Annotated in this window: 16 protein-coding genes; 6 read left to right on the top strand and 10 right to left on the bottom strand. The window is 71.3% G+C overall.

The features are described 5' to 3' along the window. Nucleotides 1–6: 6 nt before the first annotated feature. The 10 genes from KYK13_RS03820 to KYK13_RS03775 are packed head-to-tail and all read right to left on the bottom strand — an operon-like array spanning nucleotide 7 to nucleotide 9,446. On the bottom strand, nucleotides 7–867 hold the full coding sequence (locus KYK13_RS03820) for a MerR family transcriptional regulator (protein ID WP_223642043.1): 861 nt from the start codon (nucleotides 865–867) through the stop codon (nucleotides 7–9). Next, complete coding sequence (locus tag KYK13_RS03815) at nucleotides 864–1,541, bottom strand: lysophospholipid acyltransferase family protein (protein ID WP_223642041.1); 678 nt, start codon at nucleotides 1,539–1,541, stop codon at nucleotides 864–866. Before KYK13_RS03815 ends, KYK13_RS03820 begins: the two co-directional genes overlap by 4 nt. Further along, nucleotides 1,538–1,885 carry a lycopene cyclase domain-containing protein gene (locus KYK13_RS03810; protein ID WP_223642040.1) on the bottom strand — a complete coding sequence of 116 codons (348 nt, stop codon included), beginning with the start codon at nucleotides 1,883–1,885 and terminating at the stop codon, nucleotides 1,538–1,540. The genes KYK13_RS03815 and KYK13_RS03810 overlap by 4 nt, the downstream gene beginning before the upstream one ends. Continuing rightward, the gene (locus KYK13_RS03805) at nucleotides 1,882–2,265 is read right to left on the bottom strand and encodes a lycopene cyclase domain-containing protein (protein ID WP_223642039.1); all 384 of its coding nucleotides are present in this window, start codon (nucleotides 2,263–2,265) and stop codon (nucleotides 1,882–1,884) included. The genes KYK13_RS03810 and KYK13_RS03805 overlap by 4 nt, the downstream gene beginning before the upstream one ends. Further along, a complete protein-coding gene (locus tag KYK13_RS03800) occupies nucleotides 2,262–3,380 on the bottom strand; it encodes a glycosyltransferase (protein ID WP_223642038.1) in 1,119 nt (372 codons plus the stop codon). The genes KYK13_RS03805 and KYK13_RS03800 overlap by 4 nt, the downstream gene beginning before the upstream one ends. Beyond that, nucleotides 3,377–4,336, bottom strand: a complete 960-nt coding sequence (locus KYK13_RS03795; RefSeq protein WP_223642037.1) for a carotenoid 1,2-hydratase — start codon at nucleotides 4,334–4,336, stop codon at nucleotides 3,377–3,379. The genes KYK13_RS03800 and KYK13_RS03795 overlap by 4 nt, the downstream gene beginning before the upstream one ends. Beyond that, nucleotides 4,333–5,784: an NAD(P)/FAD-dependent oxidoreductase gene (locus KYK13_RS03790; RefSeq protein WP_223642036.1), complete on the bottom strand. Its 1,452-nt coding sequence runs from the start codon at nucleotides 5,782–5,784 to the stop codon at nucleotides 4,333–4,335. The genes KYK13_RS03795 and KYK13_RS03790 overlap by 4 nt, the downstream gene beginning before the upstream one ends. Next, nucleotides 5,781–6,809, bottom strand: coding sequence for a phytoene/squalene synthase family protein (locus KYK13_RS03785; protein ID WP_223642035.1), 1,029 nt, complete (start codon nucleotides 6,807–6,809; stop codon nucleotides 5,781–5,783). Before KYK13_RS03785 ends, KYK13_RS03790 begins: the two co-directional genes overlap by 4 nt. Next, on the bottom strand, nucleotides 6,806–8,347 hold the full coding sequence (locus KYK13_RS03780) for an NAD(P)/FAD-dependent oxidoreductase (protein WP_223642033.1): 1,542 nt from the start codon (nucleotides 8,345–8,347) through the stop codon (nucleotides 6,806–6,808). Before KYK13_RS03780 ends, KYK13_RS03785 begins: the two co-directional genes overlap by 4 nt. 10 nt (nucleotides 8,348–8,357) lie before the next feature. Continuing rightward, on the bottom strand, nucleotides 8,358–9,446 hold the full coding sequence (locus tag KYK13_RS03775; RefSeq protein ID WP_223642032.1) for a polyprenyl synthetase family protein: 1,089 nt from the start codon (nucleotides 9,444–9,446) through the stop codon (nucleotides 8,358–8,360). 123 nt (nucleotides 9,447–9,569) lie between these two features. Here KYK13_RS03775 and KYK13_RS03770 point away from each other — a divergent pair, with 123 nt between their 5' ends. The 6 genes from KYK13_RS03770 to KYK13_RS03745 all read left to right on the top strand — a co-directional run bounded on the left by KYK13_RS03770 (nucleotide 9,570) and on the right by KYK13_RS03745 (nucleotide 14,989). Next, nucleotides 9,570–10,133, top strand: coding sequence for a hypothetical protein (locus KYK13_RS03770; protein ID WP_223642030.1), 564 nt, complete (start codon nucleotides 9,570–9,572; stop codon nucleotides 10,131–10,133). After that, nucleotides 10,130–11,041: a TIGR01777 family oxidoreductase gene (locus KYK13_RS03765; RefSeq protein WP_223642028.1), complete on the top strand. Its 912-nt coding sequence runs from the start codon at nucleotides 10,130–10,132 to the stop codon at nucleotides 11,039–11,041. Before KYK13_RS03770 ends, KYK13_RS03765 begins: the two co-directional genes overlap by 4 nt. A gap of 12 nt (nucleotides 11,042–11,053) precedes the next feature. Next, nucleotides 11,054–12,106, top strand: a complete 1,053-nt coding sequence (locus KYK13_RS03760) for an alpha/beta hydrolase-fold protein (protein WP_223642026.1) — start codon at nucleotides 11,054–11,056, stop codon at nucleotides 12,104–12,106. Nucleotides 12,107–12,363: 257 nt separating this feature from the next. Further along, a complete protein-coding gene (locus KYK13_RS03755; RefSeq protein WP_223642024.1) occupies nucleotides 12,364–12,966 on the top strand; it encodes a hypothetical protein in 603 nt (200 codons plus the stop codon). A 99-nt stretch (nucleotides 12,967–13,065) separates the two neighbouring features. After that, nucleotides 13,066–14,325, top strand: coding sequence for a metallophosphoesterase (locus KYK13_RS03750; RefSeq protein WP_223642022.1), 1,260 nt, complete (start codon nucleotides 13,066–13,068; stop codon nucleotides 14,323–14,325). Nucleotides 14,326–14,344: 19 nt separating this feature from the next. After that, the gene (locus tag KYK13_RS03745; RefSeq protein WP_223642020.1) at nucleotides 14,345–14,989 is read left to right on the top strand and encodes a TetR/AcrR family transcriptional regulator; all 645 of its coding nucleotides are present in this window, start codon (nucleotides 14,345–14,347) and stop codon (nucleotides 14,987–14,989) included. Nucleotides 14,990–15,057: the final 68 nt, after the last annotated feature.

The raw sequence follows: 15,057 nt of genomic DNA, 5'->3' as shown, positions 1-15,057 counted from the left end.
CGTGCTTCACGGTCGATTCTGCGCGTTTCGCGCCTGCTGCCAGACGGCGATGAGCTCCTCCGCGGACTCCGCGTACTGCGCGCCCAGGGTGAACAGCATCTTCAGGTGCTCCCGCGCCCCGGGCCCGCCTACCACCACTGGCGCGGGCGCGCACGCATGCATCGCGTCGGACAATACCGAGGCGAAGTCCTCCGCATCCCGGCGGCGGATGAACGACAGCGCCACCACGTCCGGCCGCACCTGCCGGCAGGCCCCCTGCAACGCCTCCGCGGGCGTGTCCGCGCCCAGCAACGTCACCCGCCAGCCCCGCGCCTTGAGGTGCACGCCCAGCGCGAGCAGCCCACCCTCGTGGTGGTCCCGCTCCGGACACGCCAGGAGCCCCCGGGGCCCCTCCTCCACGCGCTCCATCCCCGCCAGCAGCATGCGCAGCCGATGCCGCACCAACGCGGACGCCATGTGCTCGCGCGCCACGTCCAGGCGCGAGGCCATGTCCCGCAGCAATGGAACGAGGACGGTGTCGCAGCAGGTGATGGCGTCCAGGCCCACCTGGGCCTCGGACAGCGCCGCGTCCGCCCCCTCCGAGTCCAGCACCATCACCGCCGCCCAGAAGCGCTCCAGGTGCCGCGCCTCCGGCGGGACGGACGTCCGGGGCTCGTCGCGCATCTGGGCGACAGCCTCGCTCACCGAGAGGCCCTCTTCCACCAGCTTCGCCACGCGGCGGACGGCCTCCAGCTCGTCGCGTGAATAGACGCGGTAGTTGTTCTCGCTGCGCTCCGGGCGGGGAAAGCCATAGCGGCGCTCCCAGGCGCGCAGCGTGGCCTCGCGGATGCCGGTGAGCCGGGCGATGGTACGGATGCGCAGGCTCATGGGCCCAGGCCTCTCGCGCGGTCCCAGCGCTCCGCCACGCCGCGCGCCCCCGCGACCTTCCGCGTGAAGCCCTCCAGGCGGGTGGCTTCGGACACGCGCCGCACCACCGTCTCCAGCCCGCCCTGGAAGCGCGCCAGCGGTCCGGCCTCATGGACCGCGCCCACCTCCAGCAACACGTCCGGCCGCTCGTGCTCGAAGAAGGCATAGCGGATGGCGATGGGGACGCACTCCGCCTTCGCCGCGCGGGCCAGCAGCTCCACGCCGCGCTCCAGCTTGAGCGGCAGGACGCCGAAGGGCCGGTGTTCACCCTCTGGAAAGACACACACGGCCGCGTTCGGCTTGCGCAGCAACTCCTTCGCGTACCGCAGCGAGGACAGGGACGACATCGCGTCCTGCCTGCGGATGCTGAAGGCGCCCATCTTCGCGTGGAAGGGATAGCGGCGCAGGTTGTCCTCGTCCATGAGGCAGTAGCCGTCCCAGCCCGCCACCTGGCAGAGCTGGTGCAGCACGAAGCCGTCCCACCAGTTGGTGTGGTTCAGATAGACGATCCGCCCCACGCCGTCAGCGGGCAGCTCGCCGCGCACCCACAGGCCGCGGAACGTCGAGCGGACCTTCCACCCGATGTACCGGTCCACCGCCCACCCGAAGGGCCCACCCTTGGCCGCGCGAATCAAGACGCCCGGGCCTCCTTGCGCCGCAGGAGCGCCGTGAACAGCGCGAGCCCCAGCGACACCAGCACGCTCGTGATGAGGAAGAAGAGGATCTCCTCCAGCGGCACGGCGCCCACGTACACGCCGATGTGGCGGCCCTCGCCGAAGTTCCAGATGCCGGTGGAGATGGCCAGGTGGTCCGCGACGGACAGGTACACGCCGATGACGAACGCCGGGGGCAGCACCGCGCGCAGCACCTCGCCCGAGCGGCCCTTGTAGTGAATCACGAGCGCCACCAGTTGAATGGCAATCACCGGCAGCGTCCAGGCCAGCAGGTGGATGAGGTACGCCCAGCGCGTCTCCATCATGGCGACACCTCGGAAGGCTCCAGGGCCCGCTCCGCGCGGACGGGCTCCTGTTCCGGCGGCACGGCGCATGGCTTCTTCGCCAGCACGCGCTCCAGCCGGTCGCGAGCCCACAGGCCCACGAGCAGCGTCTGGAGGCCGAAGAAGAGGTACTCCTCCAGCGGCAGGTAGCCCAGCTTCACGCCCCAGATGCGCTCCGGGTCGAAGCCCCACAGGCCCCACTTCACGGCCATGTTGTCCCACGGAGACGTGGACGCGTAGACGATGATGAGCAGCAGGCCCATGGGGGCAAGGCCGCGCCATGACAGCGTGCGGCGGTAGCGCACGAGCAGGAGCAGGATGGGCAGGACGACGAAGAGTCCCAGGAAGCGCGCGTAGGTCATCCCGGCCCTCCACTCCACCGCGGTGTCACGCGCACCATGCGTCCCCCAGCCTCCAGCGCGTAGGTATGGCCGCGCCAGGTCACCCGTCCCTGCCGCGTCAGCGAGGCCGTGAAGGCCGCGAGCAGCAGCAGCTCCCCCTGCACCCAGTCCGTCAGCGCATGGGCCGTGTCCACGACGTCGGGCACGCGGCTGAGCGCGGCAAGGCGCAGCGACAGCAGCGTGCGCACGGCGACGAGCGCCCCCACCGCGAGCCATACGGCGGGCTCATGGAGCCACGCGGCCAGCAGCAGCAGCGGCACGGTGGGAGTGAAGAGCAGCGGCACGGTGGGGTACAGGCCGGGGCGGTGGCTCGCGAGCACCTGCATCCAGCGCGTGAAGCGCTCCAGTGGCACACGCCAGGGCAGCGCGTGTGTCACAGGCACCCATGCGGGCGCGGGGCTCAGCGCCACGTCCAGGCCGTGCGCGTGCAGCCGCTTCGCCAGCTCCAGGTCCTCGCCGATGTGGTCCGACAGTCCGACCAGCTCCTCCGCCGCACGCGGCGACAACCCGAGCGCCTTGCCGCACACGGCCTGAGCGCCCGCGCTCATCGCATGCAGCGCGCGGAAGCTGTGGTGCGTGTAGCGAAGCAGCCCGGCCATGGCGCGACCGGCCACGTCCACCGCCCCCACCGGCGTGGGAGCGGCGGTGCTCAAGGCGGCACCGGCCGCGAGCGGAGCAGCCAGCCCCTCCACCAGCGCGCCCGTCACCGCCACGTCCGCGTCCACCGCGAGCACCGCCCGTCCGCGCACATCCAGCGTGCCCAGCGCGTAGAGCAGGTGGCCCACCTTTCGGTTGGGGCACACCGGGTCGCTCGGAAGCCAGCGCACCCCCGCGGCCAGGCGCGGACGGTAGGGAGACAGCACCACCTGCTCCAGAGGTCCCGCATAGTCGATGGGGCGTGCGAGATTCTCCAGCTCCAGCGGCGTGGGCGCGTCCACGGGGCGCAGGAGCAGCACGGAGGGCAGCGGGCCTCCGGCCGTCACGGGCGCACGGCGATACAGCCGCGCCAGCGCCACCGCGCTGAAGCCCCCGGCCAGTGCGGTCCACCCGAGCGTCAAGAGGCCGAGCGCGCTCATGGCGCCCTTCCCATGCGCGTGCGGAAGTGCGCCATCCAGCGGATGAACGGGGAATGGAAGCGGCGGAAGTCCGCCACCTCGCCCATCGTGTCCAGCGTGTCCCGCCGGGACTCCAGGCGCGCGTAGAAGGGCGACGACTCCAACAGGCTCGGCGTGCCCACCACCTCGTCGCCCGTGTGCAGCATCGAAGGGACGCGCAGTCCCCAACCCGTCAGGGTCGTGGGACGCGCCTCGGGATTCGGGCCTCGCTCGCACACCACGCCCGAGGGCCCCGCCATCATGCGCACCGGCGCCACGCCGTCTGGCAGGTGGTAGTCCACCACCGTGTGGTTCGCATGGTGCGTGCGCGCCCAATGCCACCCCGTCAGCCGCGCGCCCAGCAGCTCCTGGCCGTGGTTCGTGTCGTGGTAGCCCAGCCCCTCCGCCGTCACGCCCGACGTGGACACCTCCAGCCGGGCCTCCGACCGGGGCGCCAGGGCCTGCCAGTAATGCGGCAGGCCCGGCATGAGCCGCACCTCCACGCCCCGCCCCGTCAGGGGCCACAGCGTCAGGCTCGCGCGCACCGGACGCCCCCACGGCGCCGTCCGGTCCTCCACCTCCATGCGCACCGAGCCATCCACCGCGTGCGTCAACGTGGAGCGGCCAATGCGCAGCCGCCCCGGGCCCTGCAATTCCACGCGCGGGTACTCGCTCAGCACCCACAACTTGCGCACACCCTGGTGGTAGAGCGCGAAGTTCACCGCGCTGTACGCCAGCGGATGCCCTCCGCGCCGCGCCGCCACCGAGTAGCGCGGCGAGAACAACGACCCGAGCATGAAGATGCACACCGCGCTGTACGGCCCGGCGCTCACGTCCGCGTAGAACCAGCGGTACGCCCCCGCCGCGTCCGGAAGCGCGGGCAACGCGCACGACTCCGCGGCCGCGGACAGGACGCTCTGGGCGAGGACGGACTTCATGAGACCTCCCGCAGGTGCGCGGACGCCATCTGGGCCGCGAACCGGCCCGACAGCATCACCAGCGGAACCCCGCCGCCTGGATGCGTCCCCCCGCCCGCGAAGAACAGCCCCGGCGTACCGCCCCGGATGCGCGGCCTGCGGAACGGCCCGAAGCGGCCATGCGGCAGGAAGCCATAGATGGAGCCACCCGGCGCCCCGCGCGCCGCCAGGTCCACCGGCGAGCGCTGCCCCACCACGCGCACGCGCCCCTTCAACGCCGGATGGTGCCGCAGGAGCTTCTCGAACATCTGCTCGCGCACGCGCCCCGCGCGGGACTCCCACTCGCGCCGGGCCTGCTCCGCCCGCCCCTCCTCCAACGGCATGGCCGGCGCGTTCACCATCACGAACAACCCCGTGCGCCCGAGCGGCGCCATGCTCGGATCCGTGGCGGACGGGTTGCAGACATACACCGTGGGGTCCGCCGCGAGCTGTCCCGCGAAGAGCTCATCGAACTCCTTCTGGTAGTCCCCGCCGAACATCACCGCGTGATGCGGGACCGGCGTGCGCCCCTCCACCTCCAGGAGCAGGACGAAGCCGGACAGCGACAGCGGCTCCGACTCCCGGCGCAGCGACGCCAGCGGATCCGCGTTCACCACCACGCTGTCGAACACCTCCGAGACGGGCTCCACGCGGTAGCCGCCCGGGACGCGCTCGAAGCGGGCGCGCGTGTCCAGGTGCACCGTCACGCCCAGCCGCCGCACCGCCTGCCCCAGCGCCTCCACCAACGCGCCGATACCGCCGCGCACATGGTGCACGCCATACGCATGCTCGATGTGCGGGATGAGCGCGAACGCCGCGCTGGACGCGTACGGAGACCCTCCCGCGTAGGTGGCGAAGCGCCCCACGTACTGCCGCAGGTGGTGCGTCTGGAAGTGCTTCGCCGCCAGCGCGTGCAGCGTGTCCAGCTTCATCCCCGCCAGCATCGCGCCGATGCCCCGGCGGGCCACGCGCGCCATGAAGCCGGCCATGCCCTCGAAGGGAGCCTCCAGGTAGGGCTCCCCCGCCGCGCGCCAGATGGCCGCGGCCTCCGCGTAGAAGGAGTGCACGCCCTTGCGCTCGATGGGGCGCAGCTCCGCGGCGCTGTCCGCCATGCGCTCCAGGTCCTTGTACGCCGTGAAGCCGCACCCGTCCGCGAAGTGGTAGGTGCACTGCGGCTCCAGCTCCGTGAACGGCGGCAGCAGGTCCAGCGCGCCCAGTTGTTCGAAGGTGTCACGCACCAGCGCCGGCAACGTGAGCAGCGTGGGCCCCGTGTCCAACGTGAGCCCCTCCACCGTCACCGCCTGCGCCTTGCCGCCCAGCGACGGGCCGCCCTCGAACAGCGTCACCGCGTGCCCTTCCCTCGCCAGCAGGCCCGCGGCCGTCAGCCCGCCAATGCCGCCGCCAATCACCGCCACGCGCGAGGCCTTCATCGCGGACCTCCCGTGCCCGTGGGCAACAGCGGCACCGGCGCGGAGGGCAACGCCAGGGGCGCCTCCGGCAGCGCGGCCCGGGGCCGCAGGAATACCTTCGCCGTCAGCTCCAGCTTGCGCCCCGTGGTCGTGTGCGCGCGGCCGCTGAACACGTCGCAGTCCCGTGCCTCGATGTCGCGCAGGATGTCGCCATAGATGGCGCCCATCAGCCGCACCATGCGCTGACTGCCAAAGCCGGTGAGGTAGCGCACGCCCGCCGCCGCCCGCGCGTAGTACGCCCGCGCGCGCTGGATTTGAAAGCGCATGAAGTCGCGCCACTTCGCGTCCACCCGCCCCGCGCGCAAGGCGTCCTCGGTGATGCCAAAGGCGCGCAACTCCTCCGAGGGCAGGTACACCCGGCCGCGCTCCAGGTCCTCGCGCACGTCGCGCAGGATGTTGGTGAGCTGCATCGCGCGGCCCAGGTCCGCCGCCGGCTCCACCGCGCGAGCGTCCTCACAGCCCAGCACCGGCGTGAGCATCAACCCGACCACGCCCGCGACGCGGTAGCAGTACAGGTCCAACTCCTCCCACGTGTCGTAGCGAAGCTTCGTCAGGTCCATCTCCATGCCGGAGATGAGGTCCTGGAAGGGCTGCTCGGGGATCCGGTAGTGGTGGATGGTGTGGCGCAGCGCCGCGAACTCGCTCGGGTCCCACGGCGACGGCGCGTCCACCGAGGGCTGGCGCGAAGACACCGGGCCCAGCTCCTTCGAGGCCAGCTCCGGCAGCGGCAGGTACACCTCCGCCACGCGCTCGCGCGCCCGGGCCAGGCGCGTCGCCAGGTCCAGGGCCGCTTCGCCCGGCAGCGCGCTCTCGCCCGCGTCCACCAGGTCGTCCAGCCGGCGGCAGAAGGCATACAGCGCGAAGGCCGCCTTCCGCCGCTGTCCGAAGAGGAGGTACGACGCGAAGAAGAAGCTCTTCGCATGGTGGCGCGTGACCGCCTTCGCGCGCCGGTATCCCTGCGCGATGAGCGCCGGAGAGGCCGTCATGCCGCCACCTCCACCGGGCGGGCGCCTTCACGCGGCGACAGCGCCACGCCCTGCTTGCGGGCCCACGCCGTCAGCCGCTCGGTGACGAGCCGCGCGGAGATGAGCACCGTGGGCAGGCCCGTGCCCGGCTGCGTGGAGGCCCCCACGAAGAAGAGGTTCTTCACGCGCGGATCCACGTTGGCCGGACGGAAGGGGCCAATCTGGAAGAAGTTCTGCGCCAGCCCGAACGCGCTGCCGCGCGCCAGGTTGTACGTGCCCGCCCAGTCATCCGGGGTGAAGACGCGCTCCACCTCGATGTCCGCCTCCAGGTCCGGGGAGCCCAGCTCCGCCAGACGCTGGAACACCTTCGCGCGCACCTTCGGGCCCTCCACCTTCCAGTCCAGCCCGGGGTGCTGATGCGGCACCGGCACCAGCACGTAGAGCGAGTCCTTCCCCTCCGGCGCCAGCGATGGATCCGTGCGCGTGGGCACGTTGATGTAGAAGCTGGGGTCCTCCGGCACGCGGAAGCGCTGGAAGATGTCGTCGAACGAGCCCGCATAGTCCCGGCCGAACATCACGTTGTGATGCAACAGGCCCGGCACCCGCTTCTTCATGCCCAGGTAGAGCATGTAGCCGCTGGACGTGTAACGGAGCTTCTCCCCCCGCTTGAACGGCGCGTCCTTCGGGTCCAGCAGCTTCTCGTAGGCGTAGGGCAGGTCCGCGTTGCACAGCACCGCGTCCGCGGAGACCCCTTCGCCGTCCGCGAGCCGCACGCCCGTGGTGCGCCCGCCCTCCGTGAGGATGCGCTCCACCGGGCGGCCGTAGTGCAGCGTCACGCCCTCCTCGCGCGCCAGCCGCTCCAGCGCGAGGGGAATGGCATACAGGCCCCCCTTCGGAAACCAGATGCCCACGCCCAGCTCGGTGAAGGGCAACAGGCCATACACCGCGGGCGACTCGAAGGGAGACACGCCCAGGTACATGGTCTGGAACGTCATCGCCGCGCGCAGCCGGTCGTCCCGGAAGAAGCGGCTGACGTCCGCGTACATGCGGCGGTGCGCGCGCGCCTTGAAGATCTTCGCCAGCACCCCGGGGGAGAAGTAGTCGCTCACGCCCTCGAAGTTGCGGCCCACGAAGTGGTCCAGGCTGATGCGGTACTGCTCGCGGCCCTGCGCCATGAAGGCCAGGTAGCGCTGGAAGCAGCCCGGCTCCACTCGCTCCAGCTCACGCCCCATGGCGCACAGCTCGGATGTGAAGGTGATGTCCGAGCCGTCCCGGAAGTGCACCCGGTAGTTCGGGTCGCACCGCAGCAGCGTGAGGTAGTCCTCGATGCGGCGGCCCAGCGCGCGGAAGGTCTCCTCGAACACCTCCGGCATGAGCACGATGGTGGGGCCCACGTCCCAGGTGAAGCCATCCACCTGGAGCTGGTTGCACCGGCCACCGGGCCCGTGCGTCTTCTCGAAGACCTGGACGTCAAAGCCCTGCCGCGCGAGCCTCGCCGCGGCGGCCAGTCCTCCCACCCCCGCGCCCACCACCACCACCCGTCTGCCCTGTGCGCTCATGACGGTGTCCTCAGGCCGCGCGATGCGACAGCCGGGCGATGAGGGCGTCCAGCAGGTCCCTCAAGCCATGGGGGTTGGGCAATGCCTGCAGGCAGCGCCGGGCCGAGCGAGAAGCCCGCTCCACCGCGCGCTCACACGCCGCACGGCCGCCGAAGTCCGCCACCAGCTCCCGCGCTCGGGCGAGCGCCGCGTCGTCCTTGCACTCCACCGGCAGCGCCCACAGCCGCTCCAATTCCTCCCGGCCAGCGGGCGAGGCGCGCACGTAAGCGGCCACCACGGGGAAGGTGCGCTTGGCCTGCATGAAGTCGCCGTCGGACGCCTTGCCCGCCACGGCCGTGTCGCCGAACAGGCCGATGAGGTCATCGCGCAGCTGGTACGCGAGCCCCACCGCGCGCCCCACCCGCTCCAGTCCCTGCTGGAGCTCCACGTCCGCGCCGCCCAGCATGGCGCCGCACACCAGCGGGGCGCTGAAGCCGTAGCGCGCCGTCTTGAGGTGCGCCACGCGCAGCGTCTGGAAGAGCGACACCTCCGCCAACGGCACGCGCGCCAGGTCCAGGTCCAGGTACTGCCCGGCGGCCGTGTGCCTGCACACGCCCAGGTAGTAGCGCGCCACGCGCGAGGCGCCCGGCAGCCCCGACTCCAGCATCGCCTCCAGCGAGCGAGCGAAGAGGTGGTCGCCCATCACCACCGCCAGGTCCTCGCCCGGACGCCCCGGAGCGAGCATCCGGTGCAGCACCGGCCCGCCCCGGCGCAGCTCCGCCTGATCCGCCACGTCGTCGTGGATGAGCAGGAACGTATGCAGCAGCTCCAGCCCCGCGGCGAAGCGCCACAGCCCTGGCGGCACCACGGTGCTCCCACGCGCCAGCCCGTGCCCCGCCAGCACCAGCGCCGGCCTCAGCCGCTTCGCCGGCCGCAGCGCATAGGCCCGCGCCTGCCCCACCGCCTGTGTCCAACGTGCGTCCAGGGCCTGCTCGTCCGGCAGCTCGAACAACTGGACCAGCGCTGCCTCCACCTGCGCCTGCACGAGCTGCAGCCAGGCGTGTTCAGGGTACGCGGCTCCGGCGGAGCTCTGCTGCACGTTGGGAAGCAGGGTGGCCATGAAGCGGATCTCCGAAGTCGGGAGCACGGCAGCAGCCTTTTCACCTAGAGGTAGCGTTTGCGTCCAGAGTTTGTCAAGACTATGTCCAATGTTTACCGGAAACCTTGGACACGGAGACTCCCGATGAAGGCATGGCTCACAGGTGCGTTGACGGTGACCCTGGCGGCGGGGAGCGCGCATGGCGGCGCCCCGGATCCGGAGCCGGTGGACGCGACGTTAAGCACCTCCAGCGGAGAGCGGATCCAACTGGCGCGCTGGCGTGGGAAACCCGTCATCCTCTTCTACGAGGACAAGGACTCCACGACACTCAACGCCGCGTTGAAGGCGGAGTTGTTCGCTCGGGGACGCGAGCGGGGACTCTTGAAGAGTGCGTTCGTCGTCGCCGTGGCCAATCTGGAGAAATACGACTTCTTTCCCGCGCGGGAGATCGCCCTGTCGTACGTGCGTGACGAAGAGAAGAAGGCTGGCGTGCCCATCCTGGTGGACCTGAAGGGCACCCTGGGCCAGCCGCCATTGAAGCTGCCCACGAAGACGTCCACGGTGATGCTGCTGGACGCGGACGGCTCGCCCCTCTACCGCTACTCCGGCCGCATGAAGCCGGAGGAGCAGGAGCGCTTCTTCACCGTGCTCGGGGAGCTGGTGGGCCAGGACCTGACCCCGGCGCCCACCGGGGAGGCCCAACCGTGAGGGTGACGTGCACGGGCGCCACCGGCTTCCTCGGTCCAGGCCTTGTTCAAGGTTTGTTGGAGGCCGGCCACACCGTGCACGTGCTCAGCCGGAACGTGGAACACGCGCTCGGCCGCCTGCCTTCTGGGGTGACGGGGTCCTTCTTCGACGGGAGCACGCCGCTGTCGCCGGACGCGCTCGCGGGGGCGGAGGGCGTGGTGCACCTGGCGGGCGCGCCGGTGGATCAACGTTGGACGCACGAGGCGAAGCAGCACATCCACCGCAGCCGCGTGGAGGGCACGCACGTGCTGGTGGAGGCCATGAAGCAGGCCGGCACCGTGCGGAACTTCGTCTGCGCGTCGGCGGTGGGCTACTACGGCGGCCACCGGGCGGCGCGGACGCTGACGGAGGAGGACCCGCCCGGCGACGACTTCCTTTCCCACGTGTGTCAGGACTGGGAGGCGCAGGCCCTGCGCGCGGAGGAGGCGGGCATCCGCACGGTGCGCCTGCGCATCGGCGTGGTGCTGCACCCGGCGGGCGGCGTGCTGCACCGGATGCTGCCGGTGTTCCGCATGGGCGCGGGCGCGAAGGTGGGCAGCGGCCAGCAGTACGTCAGCTGGGTGCACCGCGAGGACCTCTTCCAGTTGATGCGCTTCGTGCTGGAGCACCCCACCCTGTCCGGCCCGGTGAACGCCACGTCGCCGGAGCCCGTCACCAACGCGGCCTTCGCGCACACGCTGGGCGCGGTGCTGGAGCGGCCCGCGGCGCTGACGGTGCCGGGGCTGGTGCTCAAGGCCCGCTTCGGGGAGATGGCGCGCGTGGCGCTGGAGGGCCAGCGGGTGATGCCCCGCCGCGCGCTGGAGGTGGGCTTCCAGTTCCGCTACCCCGACCTGGCCGGAGCGCTGCGCGACCTGCTGTCCCCACCCTGAGGTGCACGCCCCATGGATGACCCCCGGACGCTGGAAGCCCGCGCGCGCCAGGAGCGCACGCCGCTCATCGACGGAGACACCGCCACCTTCGTGTGGAAGGGCCCCCGCCCCGTCTTCCTCCAGGGGGACTTCCAGGACTGGCGCGGCGCGCCCCTGCCGCTGGAGCGCGTGGGCAAGGGACTGTGGACGCGCTCGCTGGCGCTGCCCGAGGACGCCTATGTGGAGTACGCGCTCCAGGACGCGAAGGGCCGCCGCCTGCGCGACGCGTTCAACCCGCGCCGCTCCGACAACGGCTTCGGCGACTTCAACCACTGCTTCTGGATGCCGAAGGGCGAGGCCACGGCGCTGGGCAGGCGCGTGCGCGGCGTGCCGAAGGGCCGCGTGACGCGCCACCAGGTGGAGACGCACGAGTGGGCCATGGGCAGCAAGCGCGCGGTGGCCCTCTACGCGCCGCCCGTGCGCGGCCCCGTGCCGCTCATGGTGGTGCTGGACGGCGACGACTACTTGAAGCGGGTCCAGCTGCCCACGATGGTGGACAACCTGATCGCCGCGGGCCGCATGCGCCCGGTGGCCATGGCCTTCGTGTCCAACGGCGGCCCGGCCCGCACCCTCGAATACACGTGCAGCGAGGCCACCGTGGGCTTCCTCGAGCAGCACGTGCTGTCGCTGGCCCGCGAGCACCTGTCGCTGGTGGATGAGCGGCGCACGCCCGGCGCGCACGCGGTGCTGGGCTCGTCGCTGGGCGGCCTGATGGCGCTCTTCGTGGCCCAGCGCCTGCCGGGCGTCTTCGGCCGCGTGCTGTCCCAGTCCGGCGCCTTCTCCATCGACGGCAATGACCTGGTCGTCTTCGACCTGGCCCGGCGCACCGGCCAGCCGCCCCTGCATGTCTGGATGGACTGCGGCCGCTTCGAGGGACTCCAGGACGGCAACCAGCGCCTCCGGCCCATCCTCGACGCCGCCGGGCACCGCGTGAGCTACCGGCCCTACAGCGGAGGCCATAATTACCCCGCCTGGCAGACCAGCCTGCCCGCCGGTCTGGAAGAAATCTTCTCGCCCGCCGGCTGACGCGACGCGGCGAAGGGCTGGATTTCCGCCTGGAACGAAAGCCCCCGGGAATCAAGGGGTTGGCGCGGACGGAAGGCGGCCAAGGCTGGATGATCCCGGATTGGGAGGGGCTCCTGACGCGGCAGGCGGGCGGACGGGCGGGGCTTGTGGACCCGGGGGTTACGCAACCTGGGGGAAGGACAGACCGATAACGGATGTAGGTGCGCAACCCGGCGCGAGTACCGCGACGGGCCTTCCCCCGCGCCTGGAGTCCCCTCATGTCTCGCGTCGATGGTGGCAACCGCCCGTCTCTTCCCTCGAAGCGCTCGGAGTTCGAGCGGTCCGAGCGGAGCGACGTCACGCGCGACAGCAAGCAGGGAGCCGCCCAGGGCCGGACGCCCGCCAACGCCAACGTGCGCTCGTTCCAGGGCCGCAGCGACTTCGAGCCCGCGCGCGCCGCTCCGTCCCGCCCCACGCCCACGCAGACGCAGGCCGTGAAGGCGCCGCCCTCGCCCGCGGACGCGGAGTCCATCGCCCAGGCGGACATGGAGCTGGGGCTGTTGGAGGAGTTCCCGGACGCGGACGCGCAGAGCGGCATTGCCTCCGCGATGCTGCACGCGCACTCGGACGCGCCCGTGTCCCAGAACCGCATCGTGGAGCGGCTGAAGCAGGACGGCCGCCTGGAGACGCTCTTTGGCGAGGTCTTCCGCGAGAACAACCCGTACGTCGAGCAGCCGCACAAGAACGCCATCGTGAAGGCGCTCGACACGGCGCTCTCCCGCGGCACGGTGACCGGCGACGAACTGCGCGCCTTCTCCCGCGGCACCTATGCCCAGGAGTGGCAGCAGATTGGCGCCGCGCTGGGCACCCGCCAGAAGTAGCCGGCCACCCGCCTCCCGGGTCGAGGCCCCCGACGCTTCACGCTTCTTCACGCGCATGCCGGTTGCGCCGTGGCGCGCGCGCGCGAGGATGGGCCTCCCATGGTGGAAAGCCCGTTGCGCATCATCCTCTTCATCCTCCTCGTCAGCGTCGCGTCGGTCTACGTCCACATCTACCTGTACCGGCGACTCTTCCGGGACACGTCCACGAACCCCACCTGGCGCACCGCCGGCAAGGTGCTGCTGACGGCGCTGTGCCTGCCGCTCCTGCTGTCCTGGGTGGTGACGCGCGTGGTGCCCTCCGCGTTCATCGTCGCCGTGGCCGCGTGGACGTGGATGGGCGTCGCCGTCTACCTGCTCCTGTCCCTGGCGCTGCTGGGCGCGGTGCGCTGGCTGGTGGCGCGCACGCGGGGCCACCGGGGTGTCGCCGCGCCGCTCGCCACGCCCGCGCCGGACCCTGCCCCACCGCCGTCGCTGACGGAGCTGTCCGTCACCGTGCCGCCCCAGGCTCCCGCGGCGCCGCCGGTGGATGAAGCGCGCCGGCTGTTCCTCGCGCGGGCCACCGCCGGGAGCGCGGTGCTCGCGGCGGGTGGCCTCACCGGCTACGGCATGTGGAGCGCGTTCCATCCGCCCGTGGTCAACGAAGTCGCGGTGCGGCTGCCCGGCCTGCCCAAGACGCTGGAGGGCTTCTCCATCGTCCACATGAGCGACATCCACGTGGGCCCCATCATCGAGCGGCGCTTCATGGACGAGTTGGTGCGGCGGGCCAACGCGCTCAAGCCGGACCTCGTCGTCATCACCGGCGACCTGGTGGACGGCACGGTGAAGGACCTGCGCCACTCCGTCGCGGCGCTCCAGAACCTCCAGGCGCGCACGGGCACCCACTTCATCACCGGCAATCACGAGTACTACTGGAACGCGAGCAGCTGGGCGGACGCGCTCACCGGCCTGGGCCTCACCGTGTTACGCAATCGTCACGTCACCCTTGGCGACGCGGGCGGCGCGTTCGACCTGGTGGGCGTGGACGACTGGTCCATGCGCAACGGCCCCCAGGGCTACAACCTGGACGCCGCCATTGAAGGCCGCGACCGCGACCGCGCCGCCGTGCTGCTCGCGCACCAACCATCCAATTGGGATGTCGCCGCGAAGGCGGGCATGGGGCTGCAGCTGTCCGGGCACACCCACGGCGGGCAGTTCTTCCCCTTCACGCTCGCGGTCTCCGCCATCTGGAAGCACGACGCCGGCCTCTTCCAGGACGGCGACAGCCACCTCTACGTCAGCCGGGGCACCGGCTTCTGGGGCCCGCCCCTGCGCGTCGCCGCCCCCTCTGAAATCGTTAAGGTGACGCTCCTGGCGGCGTGAGGTGTAGATTTACCTGGAAATGAGCAAGGAACCTGCGAAGCGCGAAATCAAACAGGAGCGGGCCGCGCGAACGCGGATCGAAATCCTGGAGGCCGCCATCACGTTGTTCGCCCGGCGGGGGTACTTGTCGACGACGATGTCGGACCTGGCGAAGGCCATCCGGATGACACCGGGCGCGCTTTACTGGCACTTCCCCACCAAGGAAGACCTGCTGCTGGCGGCCATCGAGGAGCTGCACCAGCGCTACCTGGCGGAGTTCGCGCCGCTGCTCGCCGAGCGCCGCATCCTGTCCGGCCGGGAGCAGCTGGTGTTCGTGGTGTCGCGCACGTCGCAGTTCCTGCGCTACCACCGCGAATACGGCATCTTCTTCGGGATGCTGTCCGCCGAGTCCGCGGAGTCCAACGACCGCGTGGCGGAGGCGCTGCGGGAGAAGATCTCCCTCTACGTGGCGGTGCTGGCGGGGATGATCCGCTACGGCCAGAAGCGCAATGAGTTCCGCCCGGAGGTGGACCCCGTGCACATGGCCCACACGATGTTTGGCGGCTACCTGGGCATCCTCCTGCACCACAACCTGTACCGGGGCACGGTGAACTACGACCCGCTGATGGCGTCGTTGGATCAAATCCTCTCCGGCGGGCTCCACGTGCGAGGCCCCCTGGGCTGAGGCGCTGCACCCACCGGGCCGGTTGGCCTGGAAAGACAGACGCCCGGTCCCCCACGCGAGGGACCGGG

The organism is Corallococcus sp. EGB (assembly GCF_019968905.1).
GTDB lineage: Bacteria > Myxococcota > Myxococcia > Myxococcales > Myxococcaceae > Corallococcus.
Note: the sequence above shows the minus strand (reverse complement) of the source record. Positions and strands in the feature narration are given on the sequence as shown.